Source organism: Paenibacillus ginsengihumi DSM 21568 (assembly GCF_000380965.1).
Taxonomy (GTDB): Bacteria; Bacillota; Bacilli; order Paenibacillales; family NBRC-103111; genus Paenibacillus_G; species Paenibacillus_G ginsengihumi.
Map to the genome: position 1 here is coordinate 23844 of NZ_KB905567.1, position 22774 is coordinate 46617.

General features: G+C 57.6%; 16 protein-coding genes. 6 read left to right on the forward strand and 10 right to left on the reverse strand.

Annotated elements, in window-relative coordinates:
- The first annotated feature begins 51 nt into the window (after positions 1-51).
- Positions 52-948 carry an SGNH/GDSL hydrolase family protein gene (locus tag F591_RS0112050; protein WP_019534856.1) on the forward strand — a complete coding sequence of 299 codons (897 nt, stop codon included), beginning with the start codon at positions 52-54 and terminating at the stop codon, positions 946-948.
- Between the two features lie 107 nt (positions 949-1055).
- Positions 1056-2207 carry an MBOAT family O-acyltransferase gene (locus tag F591_RS0112060; protein WP_019534858.1) on the forward strand — a complete coding sequence of 384 codons (1152 nt, stop codon included), beginning with the start codon at positions 1056-1058 and terminating at the stop codon, positions 2205-2207.
- Positions 2208-2352: 145 nt separating this feature from the next.
- Here F591_RS0112060 and F591_RS0112065 read toward each other — a convergent pair whose 3' ends face one another.
- Positions 2353-4107: a methyl-accepting chemotaxis protein gene (locus F591_RS0112065; protein WP_019534859.1), complete on the reverse strand. Its 1755-nt coding sequence runs from the start codon at positions 4105-4107 to the stop codon at positions 2353-2355.
- A gap of 214 nt (positions 4108-4321) precedes the next feature.
- Between F591_RS0112065 and F591_RS0112070 the strand changes: the two genes are divergently transcribed.
- Positions 4322-5290, forward strand: a complete 969-nt coding sequence (locus F591_RS0112070; RefSeq protein WP_019534860.1) for a sugar phosphate isomerase/epimerase family protein — start codon at positions 4322-4324, stop codon at positions 5288-5290.
- Between the two features lie 149 nt (positions 5291-5439).
- Here the strand turns inward: F591_RS0112070 and F591_RS0112075 are convergent, their stop codons facing one another.
- The 3 genes from F591_RS0112075 to uvrB form a co-directional block, all read right to left on the reverse strand.
- Entirely contained in the window at positions 5440-5649 is a 210-nt protein-coding gene (locus tag F591_RS0112075) for a hypothetical protein (protein ID WP_019534861.1), read from the reverse strand.
- Positions 5650-6113: 464 nt separating this feature from the next.
- A complete protein-coding gene (uvrA, locus tag F591_RS0112080; protein WP_019534862.1) occupies positions 6114-9032 on the reverse strand; it encodes an excinuclease ABC subunit UvrA in 2919 nt (972 codons plus the stop codon).
- 19 nt (positions 9033-9051) lie between these two features.
- The gene (uvrB, locus tag F591_RS0112085; protein ID WP_019534863.1) at positions 9052-11049 is read right to left on the reverse strand and encodes an excinuclease ABC subunit UvrB; all 1998 of its coding nucleotides are present in this window, start codon (positions 11047-11049) and stop codon (positions 9052-9054) included.
- Between the two features lie 257 nt (positions 11050-11306).
- Between uvrB and F591_RS0112090 the strand changes: the two genes are divergently transcribed.
- Positions 11307-12095, forward strand: coding sequence for a flagellar motor protein (locus F591_RS0112090; protein WP_019534864.1), 789 nt, complete (start codon positions 11307-11309; stop codon positions 12093-12095).
- Positions 12073-12849 (forward strand): flagellar motor protein MotB, encoded by a 777-nt coding sequence (locus tag F591_RS0112095; RefSeq protein ID WP_019534865.1) that lies wholly within the window; start codon positions 12073-12075, stop codon positions 12847-12849. The genes F591_RS0112090 and F591_RS0112095 overlap by 23 nt, the downstream gene beginning before the upstream one ends.
- A gap of 4 nt (positions 12850-12853) precedes the next feature.
- On the opposite strand, the gene F591_RS0112100 is transcribed toward F591_RS0112095, so the two are convergent.
- From F591_RS0112100 to ftsE, 5 genes are all read right to left on the reverse strand, one after another.
- Positions 12854-14149: a PDZ domain-containing protein gene (locus F591_RS0112100; RefSeq protein ID WP_019534866.1), complete on the reverse strand. Its 1296-nt coding sequence runs from the start codon at positions 14147-14149 to the stop codon at positions 12854-12856.
- 141 nt (positions 14150-14290) lie between these two features.
- On the reverse strand, positions 14291-15736 hold the full coding sequence (locus F591_RS0112105; protein WP_019534867.1) for a S41 family peptidase: 1446 nt from the start codon (positions 15734-15736) through the stop codon (positions 14291-14293).
- 87 nt (positions 15737-15823) lie between these two features.
- On the reverse strand, positions 15824-17065 hold the full coding sequence (locus F591_RS0112110; RefSeq protein WP_245581030.1) for a murein hydrolase activator EnvC family protein: 1242 nt from the start codon (positions 17063-17065) through the stop codon (positions 15824-15826).
- A gap of 52 nt (positions 17066-17117) precedes the next feature.
- Positions 17118-18035 (reverse strand): permease-like cell division protein FtsX, encoded by a 918-nt coding sequence (gene ftsX, locus F591_RS0112115; RefSeq protein WP_019534869.1) that lies wholly within the window; start codon positions 18033-18035, stop codon positions 17118-17120.
- Entirely contained in the window at positions 18025-18711 is a 687-nt protein-coding gene (ftsE, locus tag F591_RS0112120) for a cell division ATP-binding protein FtsE (RefSeq protein ID WP_019534870.1), read from the reverse strand. Before ftsE ends, ftsX begins: the two co-directional genes overlap by 11 nt.
- A 325-nt stretch (positions 18712-19036) precedes the next feature.
- Between ftsE and F591_RS0112130 the strand changes: the two genes are divergently transcribed.
- Complete coding sequence (locus F591_RS0112130) at positions 19037-20647, forward strand: VanW family protein (RefSeq protein ID WP_019534871.1); 1611 nt, start codon at positions 19037-19039, stop codon at positions 20645-20647.
- Positions 20648-21207: 560 nt separating this feature from the next.
- Here F591_RS0112130 and argH read toward each other — a convergent pair.
- A complete protein-coding gene (gene argH, locus F591_RS0112135; RefSeq protein WP_019534872.1) occupies positions 21208-22623 on the reverse strand; it encodes an argininosuccinate lyase in 1416 nt (471 codons plus the stop codon).
- Between the last annotated feature and the right edge of the window lie 151 nt (positions 22624-22774).

Sequence of the window (22774 nt, forward strand, 5' to 3'; positions counted from 1 at the left end):
CGGCAAGCCGCACCGGTTCAATCTCCCTATAAAGTGTGGTTTTAACCGATCATGATCGCTTTTATCCGCAAAAGCAGCTTTGTGCTGCTCCTGCTCGCCGCGTTCGTCGTGTCGGATGTTCTGATAACGATGTGGGACCCGATGGTGACGTCGCGGCGCTTCTATAAGGACGATTTCACCAAAACGTTATACCATCACGACTGGCGAACCAGCGGCCCGACGTTCTACGGCAACTCCGCCGTGACCGGCGCTTATATCGAGGAGCAGTCGACGTCCGGCTTGATCGAGATGGGTCTGTCCTACGGCAAGCTGACCGATCTGAAAGCCATTTTGGAGCAGGACTTGTTCCGGCCGGAACAGCAGCTGGTCATCGGCATCGACGTGCATACGATGCTCGACATCCTGCCGACCGACCCCACCTACCGCTGGTTCAAGCCTTGGTACCAGCCGTACGTATACTTTTACCGCGATTATTTCCGCGATTCGGGAACGGAATTCGTGCGCAACCTGCTGCTCAAGCGCAGCCTGGCCTATGAGCCTCGCTGGATCGACAAGCTGCTGTACTTCGGGCGCATGACAGGCGAGGACCTGAACAAAAAGTGGCATGAGTACGAGCAGCGTTTCAATTGGGCTTCTCCCCGGGAATACCAGGATAATTTGCAGGCGCTCGATTGGATTTTGGCTTACTGCCAGGAACGCGGCTTGCCGCTGCGAGTCGTCTGGATGCCATGGAATCGCGATTACGAGCTTCCCCGTTACATGCCTGGTCTTCGGGAAGAGGTGGATCGCCGGCTGGAGGCATACGGGATTCCGGTACTTGACAAGCTCACCGCCTATGATCCGAAATATATGCACGACCTGGTTCACCTGAACCGGGAGGATGGCGCGCCCCTGTTCACGAAGGAGGTGGACGCATGGCTCGCTTCGCTCGCAAGCTCTTCGAAGTGATTCTGTACTTGGCCATGCTGATCATGGTGCTCATTTATTTTACCGGCAAAGGGCTCTTCATCTACGAAGGCTTCTAATGCCTTGAACCTGCAAGGGAGCAATCGGTTATGTGGTATTTGAACATGAACGCGGTGATGGCGATGGCCGGTATCGCCATCGTCCTCGGCCTGACCCGGCGGTGGCAGAGCAACAAGCGCTGGCTCATGCTCGCGTTCAATCTGTGCTTTCTGCTGCTGTTTAGTCAGAAGCTGTTCGCCTTCTATCTCGGCTATACGGCGCTCAATTACCTCGCTTTCCTGTGGCTAAGCTATGCGAAGCGAATGCGCAAGCCGCTGTTCATTGGGCTGATCGCGGCGAATGTAGCTGCCGTCTCGTCGCTTCGCCTGCTCGGCATGGAGGTGTGGACACATCCGGCCTTTGACGCCGTCATAACGCTCGGACTGATCTATAATGTGCTGAAGGTCATCGATGCGCTGTATTTCGCCTATTTCTTCGGTACGGAGGCGCGGGCGCGGGTGCTGGACTATTTCAACTACATTTTGTTTATTCCTACGTTCACTTCGGGACCGATCCTGAAGTTTCGCGATTTTATGGCCGATGCGAAGCAGCCGTACCAAGTGGACGCCCAGCAGACGGAGGCAAGCATCAAACGGATCATCCTCGGCATGTTCAAAAAAATCGTCGTCGTCGCCTGGATGACGGAGGTATTCGATGATGTCCTGGCAGGGGGACTGCACACGCACGAATCGCTGTTTCTGATGATCTGGTTTTATGCGCTCATTTATTTCGACTTTTCCGGTTATTCGGATATCGCGGTCGGCTTCGGCCGGCTGATGGGCTACAATATCCCGGAAAATTTCAAGAAGCCGTTCCAATCGCCGACGCTGACGCAGTATTGGCGCAATTGGCACGCCACGCTCGGCGACTGGTTCCGCGACCATATCTTCATCTTCTTCTCCCGGCAAACGCCGACCAAATGGACGGCCGCCGGCCTGTCCGTGCTGATTATGGTGCTTATCGGACTGTGGCACGGCTTCACCTGGCTGTATCTGGCCTGGGGCGTCTATCACGGCATCTTGCTCGCGCTGGAAAATTTGCTCGGCAAGACGACAGTCAACAAGCGCAAAGTGTCGCGCGCTTATTTCTGGTTCCGCTGCGCCCTTGTCCAATTGTTCGTCACAGCGGCGGTCATCGTCTACGGCGGGACGGCCGAAACGGTGGAGAAAATCTACCGAGGACTGCTGAACTGGCCTTGGTAGGCTAGCGCGGCGGTTTGGTCTAAAGGACCGCCCGTCATCGGCGCGGTCCTTTTCGTCATGCCCCGGCTTGCGTTCTCGCAAACCCAAAGAGGCCGTCCCCCTAAAGAGGACGGCCTTGCATTGCTGGCATTTCCATATCGTCTCATTATAGCTTGAATTTCATCGCCGCTGCGTTCAGCTCCTGAGCGATGGTCGTGAGCGAGACGGTCGATGCCGAGATCTCCTGCAGTGAAGCCAGCTGCTCTTCGCCGGATGCCGCAACTGTCTGGGCATGGGCCGAAGCCTGCCGCGCGATGCCGCTCATCTCGGCAATGGAAGCCGACACTTCCTCGGAGCTTGCTGCCATTTGCTGCGCGGCGGCTGCCACCTCCTGAATCTTGGAGGCAACCTCTCCCGTCGAGTTGACGATTTGCCGGAAAATGTGATCCGCCTCGTCGACCGACTGCAGCCCCGACTGCACGTGGCCTGCGCTCGTCGCCATGCTACTTTGGACACGCTCGATACCTTGCTGAATTTGTGCGATCAATTGCTTGATACGCTTGGCGGATTCGGCCGACTGCTCGGACAGCTTTCTAACCTCGCCCGCTACCACAGCAAAGCCTTGCCCGTGTTCGCCTGCCCGCGCTGCCTCGATCGCCGCATTCAGCGCCAACAGATTCGTCTGGTCGGCAATGTCGGCAATCATCTGCACAACGAGTCCGATGTTGTCGGAATGTGCGGCAAGCTCGTGTACCTCTTGATTGACGTTCTCGAACGCTTGATGGAGCTGCTCCATCCCTTCGGTAACCTTGTTCATGGAAGCATTCCCTTGTCCGGCCAGCTTGGCCGCGTCAGAGGACGCTTCGGACACATCGGAAGACGCCTCGGCGATGCGCTGCACACCCGAAGACATCTCTTCCATTGCGCGGCTCGTTTCTTCCGCACCGCTCACTTGATTGTCCGCCCCGCTCGCTACTTCCTCCATCGCCTTGGCGACTTGGGCAGCTGCCTCCGACGTTTGCTCCGAGGAAGCGAGCAGCTGCTCGGACGATGCGGCGACTTGCGCAGCGTTATCCTGAATTTGCCTGATCAACACCCGCAAATTGGCCTGCATATGGTTCAAGTTGGCGGCGAGATCGGCAATTTCATCGTTGGCGCGAGTATGTATCTGCTGCTCGCTAATATCGCCTTCGGCCATCTGCTTGAGGACGCGGGATACTTTCCCGACCGCCCCCGAGATGTACCGTGTCGTGATCCAAGCAAGCGCGACGCTCAGAATGATCGCTACGCCGATGAAGACGATCACGCTGGTCCGGGCGGATTTAAACACCTGCTCGCGTGCCAATGTGCTTTGAGCCGCTCCGGCTTTATTGAACTCAATCAGCTCGTTGGTATGCGACCGCATCACTTCAAAAGTTTGCGTCGCCGTGTTCAGCAGCGTATTCACCTCGATCATATGATTTCCGGCACCCTGCAGCAAGTTTACTTCCTCGGACAATTCGGAGAACTCGGAGTGGAAATCGAAAAATGCGAGCCATTGGTCAAGCATTTTATCGAAGATTTCCCTCTCTTCTTCTCCGTCAATCAGCTTGGCGTATCGGCTGATCGCGTCATTGATCTTGTCGAAATGTTGCTGCATCTCCAATTCGATCTGCTCGGCGATCGCCTGATCCGGCTCGATCAGCAGCTTGAACTCGAGATTCATAACATGCTCGGTCAAATAGTTGAAGTCGTTGATCGCTTGCATCCCCGGCATCCACTTTTGCGTGATCATCTGCGTCTCCGCTTGGATGACCCTCATCCTGTCAAACGCAAACAAGCCCATCGCCACCGAAATGAGCACGACGGCCAAAAAAGCGGCGAGCAGCTTTCTCCCGACGGTCCAGCGAATCGATTTCAGCTTCTCCTTCCATTTCCTCATGAGTATCATATCCCCTTGCTCCTAGTACAGTAGTCCATTAGTACCAATAAAATCTAACATAAAGAGTTAAGGTGCACAAGTCCCAAACTGTCAAAAAATAAGTCATTTTCTTAGCAAAATACTTCCCTTTGAGAAGCTCCAAAACAGTGCTATAATTTGGGTGAGCGTGTTTGTACACGCGTTCATTTCGGAAATCATTATACGGAGGTGCCTCATGAAATTAGGAATTTTTACGGTGCTGTTTCAGAACAAGCCATTCGAGGAAGCGCTGGATTACATCGCTTCGAAGGGCTTGGAGGCTGTAGAAATCGGAACCGGCGGTTGGCCGGGCGACGCCCACTGCAAGCCGGACGAACTGCTCGCGGACGAAGGCAAGCGGAAGGCGTTCAAGCAGGCGGTGGAATCCCGCGGCCTTATGATCAGCGCGCTTAGCTGCCATGGCAACCCTCTGCATCCGCAAAAGCATATCGCTAAAGCGCATCACGATACGATCATCAAAACGATCGATCTGGCCGCCAAGCTGGACATTCCGGTAGTCAATACGTTCTCCGGATGCCCCGGCGATTCCGAGGACGCCAAATATCCGAACTGGCCGGTCGCTCCTTGGCCGCCGGACTTCCAGGAAATTCTCAACTGGCAGTGGGAAAACAAGGTGATTCCGTATTGGAAGGAGACGGGCAAATATGCCGAAGAGCGCGGCGTGAAGATCGGCCTGGAGCTGCACGGGGGCTTCTCGGTACATACGCCGGCCACCTTGCTGCGGCTACGCGAAGCGGTCGGCGAGGTCATCGGCGCCAACCTGGACCCCAGCCATATGTGGTGGCAAGGAATCGATCCGGTCCAGGCTGTGCAGATTCTCGGCCGCGCAGGGGCGATTCATCATTTCCACGCCAAAGATACGACGATCGATCCGGTCAATGTGCACAAGCATGGTTTGACCGATATGCAGCCTTACACGAATATGCTGGACCGCGCATGGCAGTTCCGCAGCGTCGGCTTTGGTCACGATTTGAAAACGTGGGCGGACATCATCAGCGCACTCCGTCTGGTAGGATATGACTACGTCGTCAGCATCGAGCACGAGGACGGTCTCATGTCGGTAGAGGAAGGCTTCTCCAAAGCGGTGCAAAACCTTAAACAGGTGCTGATCCGCGAGCCGCTCGGCGAGATGTGGTGGGTCTAATTCGGCCTCAATAACGAACCTCTTATGGAGGCTCGGGAGGCTCGCTCTGCCGCACAACGAAAAGCCCCGAAAATTCCTGAGCAGAATTCTCGGGGCTTCTTGTTCTCTCTTTCCCATTTAGAAATTCGCGAAAGTCCCATCCGCTTCCGTCAGCTCATCCATCCTCTGACCATGACAAAATCCAGAATCAGAAAGACGATCAAGCTGACCAAGCCGAAAGCAATCGCAAACGGATTCTTCTTCGGAGCCGCCAATTGGCGAACCACTCCGATAGCTATAAGAATCGTGAACAAAATCACGAATACGTCAAATCCGTTAAATTTACTCGCTTCGGCAGCTGCTTCTTCGGCCAAAAACATGGAGAGACCTCCTTCAGTATACGAAAATGCTATTATTTATCATATCTTTCAACAAGCTCAAGTGCAAGCGGTTCATTTTAAGTGTAACAACTTTGTCACCATTACCAAGAAGGATTTTTGGAAGCTTGCTCCGTATGAACCGCACCGATTGTTCTATAAAATGCCCCATTGCTCCAATATTTATAACCTTGCCTTACATGCTGCATTGTCCTGTCCGGCATAAGCATCCGCTAATGCGAAGATGCCCGCGACCGCGGCATAGAAAGAGCCTCCGCCGCAATACGCTTGGAGGGCGGAGGCTCGTCGTTCGCTGCCCGGCATTCATTGAACCTTCCTGCAGCACCAGGCAAGTCTTATCCCTGAATATGTTAAGCATCCTTTCGGCCGAAGCATTGAGCGTTGAATCGCGAATCGCTGCCAGGCCGATGACGAAGCAGGTTTCGTCACTGGTGGCTGCAACGATATCACACCGCCGCGTTCTCAACCTCGGAACTCGCTTCCGACTCGGCTGTCCCTTCCAGTTCCCGCAATCTCATGGCATAATCCTGCGAACGCTTCGTATCCCGCTCCAGAATCGGTTTCAGATAACGGCCGGTATAGGAAGCCTCCACATTGACGATGTCCTCCGGCTTGCCGCAAGCGACGATCGTGCCACCCTTGCGGCCGCCTTCCGGTCCGAGGTCGATAATGTAGTCGGCCGTCTTGATCACATCCAGATTATGCTCGATCACCAATACGGTATCGCCATTGTCCACCAATCGGTGTAGCACCTTCAGCAGCCGGTCGATATCGTCGATGTGCAGACCGGTCGTCGGCTCATCCAATATATAGATCGTCTTGCCTGTGCTGCGGCGATACAGTTCGGCCGCCAGCTTCACCCGCTGCGCTTCGCCCCCGGACAGCGTCGTGGCAGGCTGCCCCAGGTTCATATAGCTGAGGCCTACATCCATCAGCGTCTGCAGCTTGCGGTGGATGCGGGGAATGTTCTTGAAGAACTCGGTAGCGTCCTCAATCGTCATCTCGAGCACTTCCGAGATGTTCTTGCCTTTATACTTTACTTCCAGCGTCTCCCGGTTGTAGCGCTTGCCCTTACATACTTCGCAAGGCACATACACGTCCGGCAGGAAGTGCATCTCGATCTTGATGATCCCGTCGCCCCGGCATGCCTCGCACCGTCCGCCTTTGACGTTGAAGCTAAACCGGCCTTTCTTGTAGCCGCGTACCTTCGCTTCGTTCGTCGCGGAAAACACGTCGCGAATATCGTCGAATACGCCGGTATAGGTAGCCGGATTGGAGCGCGGCGTCCGGCCGATCGGCGACTGGTCGATGTCAATGACCTTATCGACGTGCTCCAGCCCTTTGATCTCCTTGAACTGACCCGGCCGCGTCTTCGCTCCGTTCAGCTCCTTGGCCAACGTCTTGTACAAAATTTCGTTGATCAGCGTGCTTTTGCCGGAACCGGACACCCCGGTCACGCAGGTGAAGACGCCGAGCGGAATCTTCACATTGACGTTGCGCAGGTTATTCTCCTTCGCTCCGCGAATCTCCAGCCACTTGCCGTTCGGCTTGCGCCGCTCCGGCGCGATCGGAATGAACTTCCTGCCGCTCAAATATTGGCCGGTGAGCGACTTCTCGTCCGCCATGATCTCCTGAGGCGTTCCCTGGGAAACAACCTGGCCGCCGTGAATGCCTGCGCCCGGGCCGATATCGATAATATAATCGGCTGCCAGCATCGTGTCCTCGTCATGCTCGACGACAATGAGCGTATTGCCCAGATCGCGCATATGCTCGAGCGTCTTGATCAGCCGGTCGTTATCCCGCTGATGCAGGCCGATGCTCGGCTCGTCCAAAATATAAAGCACGCCCATCAGACTCGAGCCAATCTGCGTCGCCAGCCGAATCCGCTGCGCTTCGCCGCCGGACAGCGTCCCCGCTGCGCGGCTTAACGTCAAGTAATCGAGGCCGACGTTGACCAGGAAGCCGAGACGGGCCCGGATTTCTTTCAAGATCAGATGCGCGATCTGCATCTCCCGATCGCTGAGCTGCAGCGATTCCGACCATTCCGCAGCTTCTCCGATCGAAAGCGCCGTGACATCCGCAATGTTGCGGTCGCCGATCGTAACGGCCAGCGTCTCGGGCTTCAGCCGATGCCCTTTACACTTTCCGCAAGGCTTGGCGCTCATAAACTGTTCGATATGCTCGCGGATGCCGTCCGAAAATGTCTCTCGGTATCGGCGTTCCAGGTTGTGCACGATGCCTTCGAAAGCGACCATCGCTTCCTTGCGCTGGCCGAAGTCGTTCTCATATTTGAACCGGACCTTTTCCCCGCCTGTACCGTAGAGCAGCTTGTTCATCTGCTCCTTGCTCAGCTCGGACACCGGCACGTCCTGCGGGATGCCGTAATGCTCGCAGACCGCGGCCAAAAATTGCGGGTAGTAGTTCGACGTGCTTCCGGCCCAGGCTTCAAAGGCGCCTGCCTGAATACTCTTGCCCGGGTTCGGCACGAGCAGGTCCGGGTCGACGATCATCTTGCTGCCGAGGCCGTCGCATTCGGGACAAGCGCCGAACGGACTGTTGAACGAAAACATGCGGGGAGCCAGCTCCTCCATGCTGAAGCCGCATTCGGGACAAGCCAGATTTTGGCTGAACAGCAGCTCCTCCCGGTCGATGATATCGACGATCACGCGGCCTTCGCCAAGCTTCAGCGCCGTCTCCAGCGAATCGGCCAGCCGCGCCTCCACATCGCTCTTGACGACGATCCGGTCGACAACGACCTCGATATTATGCTTCTTGTTCTTCTCCAGCTCGATCTGCTCAGACAGCTCGCGCAGCTCGCCGTTGACGCGCACGCGCACGAAACCCTGCTTGGCGATATCGGCAAGCAGCTTCGAATGCTCTCCCTTGCGGCCGGATACGACGGGAGCCAAAATTTGCAGCCTCGTACGCTCGGGATATTCCATAATCCGATCTACCATCTGTTCGACGGTCTGCGAGGTGATCTCGATTTTGTGCTCCGGACAGTGCGGGCGTCCGATGCGGGCAAACAGCAGCCTCAGATAGTCGTAGATTTCCGTGACGGTGCCGACGGTCGACCGCGGGTTGCGGCTCGTCGTCTTCTGATCGATGGAGATCGCCGGCGACAGCCCCTCGATGGAATCGACGTCCGGCTTATCCATTTGCCCGAGAAACTGTCTGGCATAGGCAGACAGCGACTCCACGTAGCGCCGCTGCCCTTCGGCATAGATCGTATCGAAGGCCAGGGACGACTTGCCCGACCCGCTCAGCCCCGTCAAGACAACGAATTTGTCGCGGGGAATGGTGACGTCGACATTTTTCAGATTGTGCGCTCTCGCGCCTTTGATGACGATGTGGTCTCTGCCCACAAGGAATACCTTCCTTTCGTTACAGCTCTGCCTTGAGCTCCATAATCGCGTCACGCAGCTCCGCCGCGCGTTCGAACTGCAAATGTTTGGCCGCTTCCTTCATCTCCTGCTCCAGCCGCTCGATCAGGGACAAGCGGTCCTTCTTCGACATCTTCGCCATCTTCGCCTCGGCCAAATACTCGGCCTTCTGCTCGGCGACCTTCGTCGCCTCGATGACGTCGCGCACCTTCTTGCGTATCGTCTGCGGCGTGATGCCGTGCTTCTCGTTGTAAGCGATCTGGATGGCGCGGCGGCGGTACGTCTCCTTGATCGCCTTGTCCATCGATTCAGTGACCTTGTCGGCGTACAGAATGACCTTGCCGTTCGCATTGCGCGCTGCCCGCCCGATCGTCTGAATGAGCGAGCGTTCGGCCCGCAGAAAGCCTTCTTTATCGGCATCCAGAATGGCGACCAGCGATACCTCCGGCAAGTCGAGCCCTTCCCTCAGCAGGTTGATCCCGACCAGCACGTGGAAGGTGCCCAGCCGAAGATCCCGCAAAATCTGCATTCGCTCCAGCGTCTTGATGTCCGAATGCAAATAGCGGACCTTGATGCCAACGTCCTTGAAATAATCGGTCAAATCTTCAGCCATCTTCTTGGTCAGCGTCGTCACCAGGACGCGCTCGTCTTTGGCGATGCGGTCCTGAATCTCCGCCAGCAAGTCATCGATCTGCCCTTTGGTCGGCCGCACGTCGATCTCCGGATCGACAAGCCCCGTAGGACGGATAATCTGCTCGACGACCTCCGGACATTTCTCCAATTCATAAGGGCCCGGCGTCGCCGAAATATAGATGATCTGCTTGATCTTCTGCTCGAACTCCTCGAAGCGGAGAGGGCGGTTATCCAGCGCTGACGGCAGGCGAAAGCCGTGGTTGACCAGCACCTCCTTGCGAGCTCGGTCGCCGTTGTACATGGCGCGTATTTGCGGCAGCGTCGCATGGGATTCGTCCACAATCACCAGCATATCGTCCGGAAAATAATCGAACAGCGTATAAGGCGTCGCGCCCCGCTCGCGGAACGTCAGCGGCCCCGAGTAGTTCTCGATGCCGGAGCAGAAGCCCATCTCCTGCATCATCTCGATATCATAGCGCGTGCGCTGCTCGAGCCGCTGCGCCTCCAGCAGCTTGCCTTCGGCCCTCAGCTCGGCCAGCCGCTCCTCCAGCTCCCTCTCGATGTTGACCAGCGCCCGCTTCATCTTCTCCTCGTGCGTGACGAAGTGGGACGCCGGGAAGATCGCCGCATGCTCCCGCTCTGCGAGAATTTCCCCGGTCAGCACATCGATCTCCGTAATACGCTCGATCTCATCGCCGAACAGCTCGACCCGAATCGCATGCTCCCCGTGCGAGGCCGGAAAAATTTCCACAACGTCGCCGCGCACGCGGAACGTGCCCCGGGTGAAGTTGATATCGTTGCGCTGATACTGGATATCGACCAGCCGATGGAGAATCTCGTTGCGCGAGCGCTCCATGCCGACACGCAGCGACAACACCAGATCGCGGTATTCCGATGGAGAACCGAGACCGTAGATGCACGATACGCTGGCGACGATAATGACGTCCCTCCGCTCGAACAGCGAGCTGGTGGCGGAGTGGCGCAGCTTATCGATCTCGTCGTTAATGCTGGAATCCTTCTCAATATAAGTATCCGAAGACGGTATATACGCCTCCGGCTGATAATAATCGTAGTAGCTTACGAAGTACGAGACCGCATTGTTCGGAAAAAATTCCTTCAGCTCGCTGCACAGCTGAGCGGCCAGCGTCTTGTTGTGGGCGATCACAAGCGTCGGACGATTCAGGCGAGCAATCACCTGAGCCGCCGTAAACGTCTTGCCTGTCCCCGTCGCCCCCAGCAGCGTCTGATGCTTCTTGCCGGCAAGAACGCCCTGCACCAGCTTGTCGATTGCCTGGGGCTGATCCCCCTGAGGCTTGTAATCCGATACCAGCTCGAATTTCCTGTCGCTGACGATCACTTCGTTCATCCTATCACCCGTTTCCGAAAAAGATCGCGTTATTCTAAACTTTCGCCCTTCGGAATCCGATTAAATAAATAGGCGTCCGAGGTCGCGTCGCTGCTGTTTCAGCATGGTTATGCATAGGAATAAATGTTCCCATCCATTATACCTTTTTTCTCCGTTCGTTGCAAATAGATTCCTTTTATTTCTATTTGGTGGACTACCTTTGCAGATATACAGGGACCGTTAGTGAATCGACAACATTACTCAGAGGGGGAACGTTAGTGGATATCACAACAATTATCGGTATCATCGCAGGCATTGCCGCCTTGGTCGGCGGTTACCTGTGGGATGGCGGCCACCTTGAGGCGCTGTTCGTGCCGTCCGCTCTGCTGATTGTAGTCGGCGGGACGATCGGCGCCGTCATCGTCAGCTTCCCGATGGCCCGGCTGAAGGAGATCGGCAAGGCGCTGAGCATGGCCTTCAAGGAGCCGAAGCGCGATCAAGGGGCAACGATCGATGAGATTGTAGACATGGCCACCGTCGCCCGGCGGGAAGGCGTGCTCGCGCTGGAGCAGCGGGCGCTGGAGCACCCGAACCCGTTCCTCCGGGACGGCCTGATGATGGTGGTCGACGGCACCGATCCGGAGCTAACCCGTCAAATCCTCGAGCTTGAGATAGACTCCATGGAGCGCCACCATGAAGGCTGGGCCAAGATCTTCGAGGCCGCCGGAGGGTTCGCCCCGACGATGGGCATCATCGGGACGGTAATGGGCCTCATTCACGTACTGGGCAACTTGACCGATCCCGAGGGCCTCGGGCCGGCGATTGCCGTTGCGTTCTGCGCCACCTTGTACGGCGTAAGTACGGCGAACGTCATCTATTTGCCGATCGCCAGCAAGATCAAGATCCGCAGCAAAGAGCAAGTCGCCGAAATGGAGCTCATGCTCGAGGGCATTCTCGCCCTTCAGGCCGGCGAGAACCCCCAGCTGATCAAGAAAAAGCTGCATTCCTTCCTGCATCAGGAGCGTAAACCAACGGAGGGAGCGGGTGAAGCCGTTGCCAAGGCGTAGGAAACGAACGGAGACTCCAGACAACCACGAGCGCTGGCTCATCACGTATGCCGACCTGATTACGCTCTTGCTCATTTTCTTTATTATCATGTATGCCATGAGCAAGCTCGATCAATCCAAATACGAAGAGCTGGCGCAATCGTTGAAGTTCCAGTTCCAGAGCGCGGACACCGTTATGCCGCAAGGATCGGGCATTATGGATCGGCTCCGCCCGATCCCAGAGCCGACAGCTCCGGATGCGGCCAGAGACCAGGAGGCGTTGGAACGCGAGAGGCAGCTGGAGAATTTGCTCGAGAAGGTGCAAGCCTATATCGAGCAAAACAACCTGCAGGGGCACGTATCGGTCGGCGACACGCCCCGAGGGGTCGCCGTATCGCTGAACGATCTGTTCCTGTTCGACCTGGGCAAGGCGGAGCTGAAGCCGGAGGCGTATCCGATCTTGAATCAGCTGGCTACGCTATTCCCGACGCTGAACGCCTCGATCAGCATCGAAGGGCATACGGATAACTTGCCGGTGCTGACCGGTTCGCCCTTCAAAGACAACTGGGGCTTGTCCCAGGCCCGCTCCTTGTCCGTTCTGAGATACTTCGTGGACGACGCGGGGCTTGATCCGAACAAGTTCGTATCTACCGCCTACGCGGACACCCGGCCGATTGCCCCCAACGATTCCGACGCCAACCGGCAAAAAAACCGGCGCGTGGAAATCGTCGTGCTGCGCGAAATCATGGACGATACCCGAAAAGCCGTCCCCTGATCGGTCAGGGGGCGGCTTTTTCCGATTCCTGCGAGCGTTTGTTGGCCACAAGTCCTACCAGCCGGCGGCGCACATATGCGAAGATCGATAGCGGCCTGGACTCCGCGTAGTATAGGGCATTCTCGTCCGGAGCCAAAATGATGCCCAGTTGATGATGCTCGCCCGAAAACAGGGCTCGCTTCAAAAATTTGCTCTCGCCGGCAAGGTTGACGACCTCCAGCTTGCAATAAGCGGCGTTCAGTTGCATCGCCTCATACATTTCCTGCTTCGTCCGCACCGCCACGCCGTTCACCTTGCGGATCGCTTCTCCCGCGACAAGTCCGAGCTCCTCAGCCGGACTGCCCGGCAGCACGCCTAATATTTTCAGCCCATTCCCGCCATGCACGTAAATCGGCGACCTTCTGGACTCATCCCAGCGGCTGTACCAAATAATGCCCTCATGAAGCAGCACGCACATTAGCGATGCGGTCAGCGTCAGCGCCGCCGCCAGATGGGCAAGCCAGGCGAAGAGCAGCATCGCCGCCGCATACACCATCAGCAGATTGGAGCTGATGCGCACCTTCTCCGCCGGCAGCCGGGACATCGTCAACTCGGTAAAGCCGATCATCACCGGAAGCCCGAGCAGCGCCCAGCCGTGCTGCCAACCATCGCCTCCCAAGAGAGGCGTCCATGGAAGCGCCTCCCCCCCGGCATACGGGACGAGCAAAACAAGCGGAACCGGCCAGAACCCCTGCAGCTGGTAGCCGCCTACGATCTTCCCCCGCTTGCTTTCGTAGAACATAGGCGTGCCGAAGCGCGAGCCCTGAAACCGGACGAACAGCGACTCTATCAAATGGAGAATCGCAACCAATGCCAGCATGGCGGGCATATGAAGGCCGAGCAGAGGCTTGCTGAGCCAAGCGAGCGGCGCCCATTCGCCAAGCATCGGTACGGAGCCGAACACCGCCTGCAGAACGCCGATCGTTCCGACCGCATAAGCCGAGCACAAAAATCGCACTCGAATAAGGATCAGCAGCAGCGACACCCCCCAGATCAGCCATACGGCTTCCGGCTGCAGCGTCGCTCCGACCCCCCCCATCACCGCTGAAGCTACGAGGCCTCCTGCCAGGCCCCAAAGCACCGTGCGGCCCGTCTCCCCGGGCAGAGAGTGCAGCTTGGTCGCGTACAGCCTCCGTTCGAAGGCGATCTGCCGCCGATAATGCAGCAGGATGAAGAGAATTCCGACATAATAATAAGGATGCAGCAGCATGTGCAGGAAGGCCCTGCCTCCCTGGGCTGCAATCTCCATAACCGCGCTCATGGCGTACTCCTTCGACAATCAAAAATGAGAAGGCGTCTTCCGCATGCCCGCGCAGGGCGGCGGTGATGCCTTCTCATTGAATTCGACGCCGGCCGGCCAAACTCCTGCCGTACGCCTTAAATTGCCAAGCGGCAGCGCAGCTTACTTGCCCGTTACGCTGAGCATATATTCAAGCGCCGCTTTGAGCTGAAGATCGTTCTTCGGATCGCGGATGGCTTCCACGATCGCCTTCTCCACCTTGGCCGCCGTATCCTTGTCGACCTCTCCGGTGACGGGCAGGTCATTCGCCTGCTGGAACGCCTTGACCGCCTTGGCAGTCTGCGCACTGAAATATCCGTCCGTCCGATCGACCTGCAATCCCAGGCCCTGCAGCATAATCTGCAGGTTCTTTATGTCCTCGCTGGACGTATCCGGCTTCAGCGTCTCCTTCTTGGTGAGCGGAGCCACTTTGAAATAAGCCGGCTGCTCCACCTTCATGTCCGGCTCGATCCCCGTCTTGTGGATCCATGTGCCGTTCGGAGTGAGCCACTTGTAGACGGTCAACTTGATATTGCTGCCGTCGCCCATCTCTTTGGCGAAGGTGACCTGCACCGTGCCTTTGCCGAACGTCGTCTCGCCGATCAGCTTGCTGCCCGCCGAATCGCGCAGGGCTCCGGCCAAAATCTCCGATGCGCTGGCGCTGCCTTTGTTGATCAGCACCGAGACCGGATACGGCTTGCCGGTGCCGTTCGAAGGCGTCATTTCCTTCTTGCCTTGGCGGTTCTCGATCTGCACGATGCCCTTGCCCTTGGCAATGAACGGCTCGACGATCTCGACGACCTCTTGAAGCAGTCCTCCCGGATCGTTCCGGACATCGATAATCAGCCCCTTCATCCCTTGCGACTCAAGCGATTGCAGCTCCTCCGCAAAGCGCTCGGCCGTATTGCTCGCGAACTGGCGAATCTCGATTTTGCCGATTTGCCCTTGCAGCATCTCGGCATAGACCGTCTCCACATCGATATCGTCCCGGACGACGATCACCTCGATCGGCTCTGTCGTGCCGGCCCTGAGCACCTCCAGCTTCGCCTGCGTGCCTTTCGGACCGCGAATTTTCATGATCGCCTGGTTCAGCGTTAAGCCCTCGAGCTTCTCCCCGTTCACGGACAGGATGACGTCATTGGCATGCAGGCCAGCTTTCTCCGCCGGCGATCCTTTAATCGGGGCGACGATGACCACCTTGCCGTCCTCCGAAGTCACCTCGGCTCCGATGCCTTGGAACGAAGACGTGATATTTTCGTTAAACTGCTCGGCCTCCCGCTGGTCCATATAGACGGTATACGGGTCGTCCAACGTAGCCAGCATGCCGTTGATCGCGCCGTTCACGATCTTGTCCTTGTCCACCTGCGTTAAAAAATTGTTCTCGATAAGCGAGTAGGTCATGGCAATCTTGTTCAAATCCTTGCTGGACAGGCCCGACTTGACCGAGCCTGCCTGATCCCTTCCTCCGACCGCCGCCAGAATGGACGGGTTCACCAGGGTCAGCGTCAAAATGCTGCTGGCAAACATCGATAACAACACAAATGCCAGTACCGTACGACCTTTAAACATTCCACACCGCCTTTGCTGCTCTTCACGACTCTGAAAGACTTGTCTCTATAGTATACGACAAGCCGTTGGAAAATATGAACAGGCAGTTTAGCGGAGATACGGCTTCGGATCGACGGGAGTTTCATTAACGCGCACTTCGAAGTGAAGATGGTTGCCAGTGGAGCGTCCTGTGGAACCGACCTCCGCGATCTTCTGGCCCCGCTTCACGTAATCGCCTTTCTTCACTTTGATGCCGTCGTTGCGGATATGTCCGTATAACGTCCAAACATTGTTGCCGTGGTCGATAATGACGGCGTTGCCGTATCCGCTCCACCACTGGGCCAAAATCACATATCCGTCCTCCGCGGCCAAAATGTCCGTGCCCGCCGGCGAAGGCAGGTCGATGCCGGAATGGCTTGACGTCTTGCCTGTGAAAGGATCGCGACGTTTGCCGAAATCCGATGACATATTGACGACTTTCGGCAGCGGGTAAGCGAATTTCCCGCCGCTGAAGGCTACTGTCGGCTGAGCGGAGCTGCTGCCCTTGCCGCTCGCCCGGGCCGCTTGGGCCGCCTCCGCCTGCTTCGCCGCGCGAAGCCGCTGCTGCGCCGCCGCGGTTTCGCGGGCGAGCTTCATCAACTGCTTGTCCTCTTCCTCGCTGAGAAGCTCCAGCTGCTTCTCCTGTTCGGAGAGGCTGGCGATCTTGACTTCCTTCTCCTTCTCCTTCACCAGCAGCTCTTGCTTAATCGCGGAGGTCTGGGCGTACAGATTCTTCACCAGCTCGAGCTGCTGTTCGATCTGCACCCGCTTCTCCGCAATCAGATTGCGGTCCTTCTTGTTGTCTTCCAAAATCTTCTTGTCTTGTCCAACGATCGACTTGAGCGCATTCAGGCGGTCCAGGAAGTCGCTGAAGCTCGTCGAGCTGAACAACACGTCGGCGTAGGACACGACGCCGTTCATGTACATCAGACGAATTCTGGAGCGCAGCAGCTGATCGCGGGCAGCGACCCGCTCCTCCGCTTCCTCCAGCTGAATGGCGTTTTGCTCCAGATTGGCGGTTTCGCTCTCGATCTGCTCATTCAGCTGAGTCAGCTTTTGGTTCGTCGTGTCGATTTGCTGCAGGATCGTGTTGATATCGTTCGTCACTTGCTGCTTTTCTTGTTGTATGCGGTTAAGCTCCTGCTCGGTCTGGGCGTTCTTCTTCTTCAGCTGGGCTTCCGAATTTTTCAGCCGGCTTAGCTCCTGCTGGATTCGCTGCGATTCGCTGAGCGCCAGTCCCTGCTGCGGCACAAGCAGCGTCGCCAGGAGAACTGCGGTCAATACAACGGGCAAAACAGACTTTTTCAACACGTGGTTCCTCCTCTAGGCTCGTGGCTATACAATCAAACGGCATGAACGACAGTCAGACTCGCAAAAATTTGCGCACGGAAAGCACGCTTCCCCAAATTCCGATGATGACGCCGATTCCGATCAAAAGTCCGCCGACCTTCAGTCCGATGGCCTCGAACGGCAGCAGCTGGATGAGCATCAGGTTCAGGTCGATCTGAATCGACCGCATGAGCTGCCAGTAGCCGTACAGCAGCACCGCAACGGGGACGATGGACCCGAAAATGCCCAGCAGCGCCCCTTCGATGAAGAACGGCCAGCGAATGAATGAATTGGTCGCTCCGACGAGCTTCATGATGGAAATTTCCCTGCGGCGCGCGATGATCGTCAGCTTGATGGTGTTGGCGATCAGGAACATCGCCGTCAGCGCCAGCCCGGCGACAAGCACCAAGGCGACATTGCGCACGATGGCCGTCGCCTTGAACATCGACTCGACCGTTCCTTGCCCATAACTGACCCGATAGATCGGCTTCGGATCTTTGCCGTCATTGAGCTGGCCGATCTTCTGGGCGACGGCCGCCACCTCTCTCGGCTCCGTGACTTCGATCGTGAACGAATCGTTCAAGGGGTTGTTGTCCCCGTCGAAACCTTCCAGCAGGTCATGTCCGCTCTCCCCAAGCTTCTCGCGCAAATAGACGAGCCCCTCTTCCTTGGAGACGAACTGCACCTTCTTGACGTTCGGAATGGCGGCAATCTCGCCATTCAGCTGCGCGATCATCTCTTCCGTCGTACCCAGCTCCAGATAGACGCGAATCTCCACCTGATTCTCGATCTGCTGCGCCAGGTAGTTCACATTCAGCGACAACAGCAGAAAGACGCCGAGGATAAACAGCGAAATCATAATGGAGCTGATGGAGGCAAAGGACATCCAGCCGTTGCGGATAACGCTCTTGCTGCCTTCCCGGAGATGGCGGATTCCCGTGCTAATCCTCATAGCCGTAATCCCCTCTCCATTCGTCGCGCGTGATCTGCCCCTGCTCGATGGCCAGCACTCTTTTGCGCATCGTGTTGACGATTTCTTTGTTGTGCGTCGCCATGACGATCGTCGTGCCCCGGAAGTTGATCTCTTCCATCAGCTTCATGATCTCCCACGACGTATCCGGGTCCAGATTGCCGGTCGGCTCGTCCGCCACGATGACGGACGGATTGTTGACGATGGCTCTGGCAATGGCGACCCGCTGCTGCTCACCGCCGGACAGCTGCGTCGGCAAGGAATGGATCTTATCCTGCAGGCGGACCAGCTCCAACACTTCCATCACCCGCTTGCGGATGATCTTCTTCGGAGCCTCGATGACCTCCATGGCAAAAGCGACGTTCTCGAACACCGTCAGCTTCGGAAGCAGCCGGTAATCTTGAAATATGACGCCGATATTGCGGCGCACATAGGGGATTTTGCGCTGCCTGAGCTTTTCCAGATTAAATCCGTTCACAAAGATGCTGCCCTTGGTCGGGCGCTCCTCTCGGTACATAAGCTTCATAAACGTTGATTTGCCGGCTCCGGACGGGCCCACGACATATACGAATTCATTGCGGTCTACCTTGACGCTGATTCCTCTCAGCGCATGTGTGCCGTCGGCATATGTCTTCCACACGTCCTGCATTTCGATCACATTATCACATCCTGAATCGTCGTTGAAAAAAGCCTTGGATCGAAGCGGTGCTTGCCGCCTGACATACCGATTTCCGACATTTTCCGCCGCCTTCGCCGTCCTTCGTCGCATGTTGGCGAACTGCAGCGCAAGGGACGCGTGCAAAGGCGCATGCTGCGACTTAGCCTTTATAACTTCGACATAAAGAAAGAAATTCCTTTATCGATCCGTCAATTTCTACACAGTTTTCACATTTCGCCGGTTTCCGGACAAACCTGCATATGCGCGTCCAAACCGCATATATATGGAAAAAAGCGCAAGCTTACTCGGAAAAGGAGTTTCGGCCATGCCACAGCTACATATCCGATGGGTTCGTGCGGCGGCGTTAGCGCTTGTCATGGCGGCAGCGGCCATGCTGTCCGTCGCCTGGTACGGGACGAGGCCGACGCTGCCGGCCGGGATCACCGTCGGCGACTGGGCGGTCGGCGGCCTGCCGATCGACGAGTTCGAGCGGCAGCTGGCCGCCAAGCAGCGGCTGCTGATGGCTGAGCGCGTCCGGCTGAGCGCCGCTCCCGCAAGCGTCAGCGGGCCGGCCGCCGCCCCGCAGACGCTGACCGCGGAGCGAACGCTGGAACAGCTCGGGCTCGAATTGGCGAGCCAGGAGCTGCTGTCCAAGCTCGCTCCGCTGCGCGAAGGCTCGCCGCTCCGCCGGGCGATATACCGCTGGGGACAGCGCGGCGCCGACTGGACGCCGCCGGCCCGCTTCGCCGAGGCGAAGCTCGCCGCCGCGCTGCGCGAAGCTTTCGCGCCGCTGTACGCCCGGGAGCCGGTCGATGCGCGGCGGGTCGTCGAAGCCAACGACACCATTCGCTATATCCCCGAGGTGCCTGCCGTGCGGATCGACGAAGCCGCGCTGCTGCGCGAGCTGGAGCGGCTGCTGCCGGGGTGGGGGACCATGGAGTGGACGGCCGGGTTGCCGCTCGGCCGGGGCGAAGCCGGCCCGGATGGCGGCTCGCCCGCCGGCGAAGCGGTTCAGGCTGCCAGCTCCGGCAGCTCCGACACGGCCGACGCTGACGCCGACGGCGGGGTGATCGCAGTCGCCGTGCCGCTGCGGCTGGTGCAGCCCCCGGTTACTGTAGAGACACTGAAAGCGCAAGGCATCGAACGCAAGCTGGCGGAGTATACGACCCGCTATCCGCCCAGCGCGCTACCCGCCTCAGGCTCCGCCGGACGGCTGCATAACGTGAAGTCTACCGCGGCTTCCATTCAGGATGTCGTGCTGAAGCCCGGCGAATTGTTCGACTACGCAACCTTCATCGAGCAGACAGAGAAGCGCTTCGGCTTCCGGGAAGCGCCCGTCATCCTGAACGGCAAGCTCGTTCCGGGCATCGGCGGCGGCATCTGCCAGGTGTCCTCCACCTTGTACAATGCCGTGCTGCGCGCCGGACTCGCCGTCGTCGAGCGGCGCAATCACTCGCTGCCGGTCAGCTATGTGCCGCTAGGGCTGGATGCGACGTTCGCCAGCGGTCACATCAATTTCAAGTTCCGCAACAGCACGGAGCATCACTTGCTGATCCGCACCTACGCCGACGATACGAAGCTGACAGTGAAGCTGTTCGGCCAAGCGCCGCAGGACGTTGCGTACGAGATCGAGTCGAAGACGCTGGAAACGCTGCAGCCGCCCGTCAAATACGTCAGAAATCCGAAGCTGCCCCAAGGCAAGCAGCAGCTCATCACCCGGGGCAAGCCCGGGTATGTCGTCGAAACGTACCGCCACAAAAAGCAAAACGGAGTCCGCGTGGCGACTGAGCTCATCTCCCGCGACACCTACGCCGCCCAGCCGACCATAATGGCCAGCAATGTCGGCGACGGGAAGGACGGCCGCTCCGATCAGCCCCCGCCTTCCCCGAGCAAGCCGCTCGTGGAGGACGGCCTGAAAGGACCGACTTTCCGTTAACGGCGTCATACCTTTCATGACAACGTCACGCCGAAGGCGGAGCCGCCAAGGTTCGATAACTGCAGGAGATACTCAGCCGGCGGCCCCGAAACTTCGCGTTAGCGCTGCGAGCTCCGCGTTAACGCGGCCCCTCCCCAGGGCATGAGGCTCTACAAATCCTGCCAAAAATGCGACATTTTCCGTATGTTTCGCCCACATTATCATTTCTAACGCTAGCGACAAACGCTATTTGGATGAATCGAACCCTTTTTAAAATGTAACGAAACTGAGCAGCGCTATTTGGCCTGAACCGCTGAATCTGGCAGCCAAAAATGAGGAATAAGATCACCCACAAGCGTTAGAATGGCAAAACGACCGTTTCGAGTGAAATAAGCTCTGTGGCTAGCGTTAGGCTGAAGCTTGGACACCAGGCGATGGCTGGCGAAGCGAGCGATCCATTGCCGGCAGCTCGATCCGTCAACCGCGAATGCCGGCGATGCTCGGTTGCCGCGATATGCTAAAGAAGCCCCGCAGCTGCATGAGGCAGCGCGGGGCTTCTTTCACGACTCTATATGGGACAGTTAACGGCTCTTTTCGAAATACTCCTCGAACCAGCCGTTCGTCTCCTGCAGCTTCGCTTCCGCCCGGTCGATGGCAGCCGCAACCTGCGGCGCCGCCGTGCCGCCGTAGACGTTGCGCGCGTCGACGACATGCTCCGGCTGAAGCACTTCATAGATATCCTTGTCAAACAGCTTCGAGAATTGATGGAATTCCTCCAGCTTGAGATCAAGCAAAAATTTGCCGTTCTGGATGCAATACAGCACGGTTTTGCCGATGACTTCGTGCGCTTGGCGGAACGGCAGTCCTTTGTTCACCAAGTAATCGGCGATATCCGTCGCGTTAGAGAAGTCCTGATTGACGGCCTGGCGCATCCGGTCCTTGTTCACCTTCATCGTGGCGACCATCGGCGCATACAGCTGGAGTGCGCCCTGCAGCGTCCGCACCGTATCGAACATGCCTTCTTTGTCTTCCTGCATATCCTTGTTATAGGCGAGCGGCAGCGACTTCAGCACGGTGAGGAGGCCGATCAGATTGCCGTACACGCGGCCGGTCTTGCCGCGCACCAGCTCGGCGACGTCGGGATTTTTCTTCTGCGGCATAATGCTGCTGCCTGTGCAGAACGCGTCGTCCAGCTCGATGAAATGGAACTCGGTGCTGGACCACAACACAAATTCCTCGCTAAGCCGCGACAGATGCGTCATGATCAGCGAGGCGTTGGCGAGAAACTCCACGATGAAATCGCGGTCGCTTACCGCATCGAGCGAATTCTCGTACACGCCGTCGAATCCGAGCTGCTCAGCGACAAAATGGCGGTCGATCGGGAACGTCGTTCCGGCCAGCGCCCCCGCGCCGAGCGGCAGCACGTTGATGCGCTTGTAGCTGTCCTGAAGCCGTTCGATGTCGCGCTGGAACATGGCGACGTACGCCATCAGGTGATGGGCGAACAGGATCGGCTGCGCCCGCTGCAGATGCGTATATCCCGGCACGATGGTGTCCAGGTTGTTTTTGGCCTGCCCAATCAGCGCTTCCTGCAGCTTGGCCAGCAGCCCGACGAATTCGACGACCCGCTTGCGCAGCCACAGATGCATGTCCGTTGCCACCTGATCGTTGCGGCTGCGTCCGGTATGAAGCTTGCCGCCGACCGGGCCGACCTCGTCGATCAGCGCCTTCTCGATGTTCATGTGAATGTCCTCGTCGGACACGTTGTACTCCAGCTCGCCGCGGCGTATCATCCCCTGCACGTGGTGCAGCCCGTCCTTGATCTTGTCCACATCGTCGGCGGACAAAATGCCGCATTTGCCCAGCATCGTCACATGCGCCAGGCTGCCCTGAATGTCCTCTTCCGCAAGCTCCTTGTCGAACAGGATCGACGCTGTATATTCCTCCACGAGCTGATCCGTTTTTTTCGTAAATCTGCCACCCCAAAGCTTTGACACGTTATAGACTCCTCCTGTCCACGCTCCTGCGAGAGGAGCGACGCATTCCCTTCCTGTCCACGCTCCCGCCAGAGGAGCGACGCATTCCCTTCCTGTCCACGCTCCCGCCAGAGGAGCGACCCGCATTCCTTTCTATCCGCGCTCCTAGTTT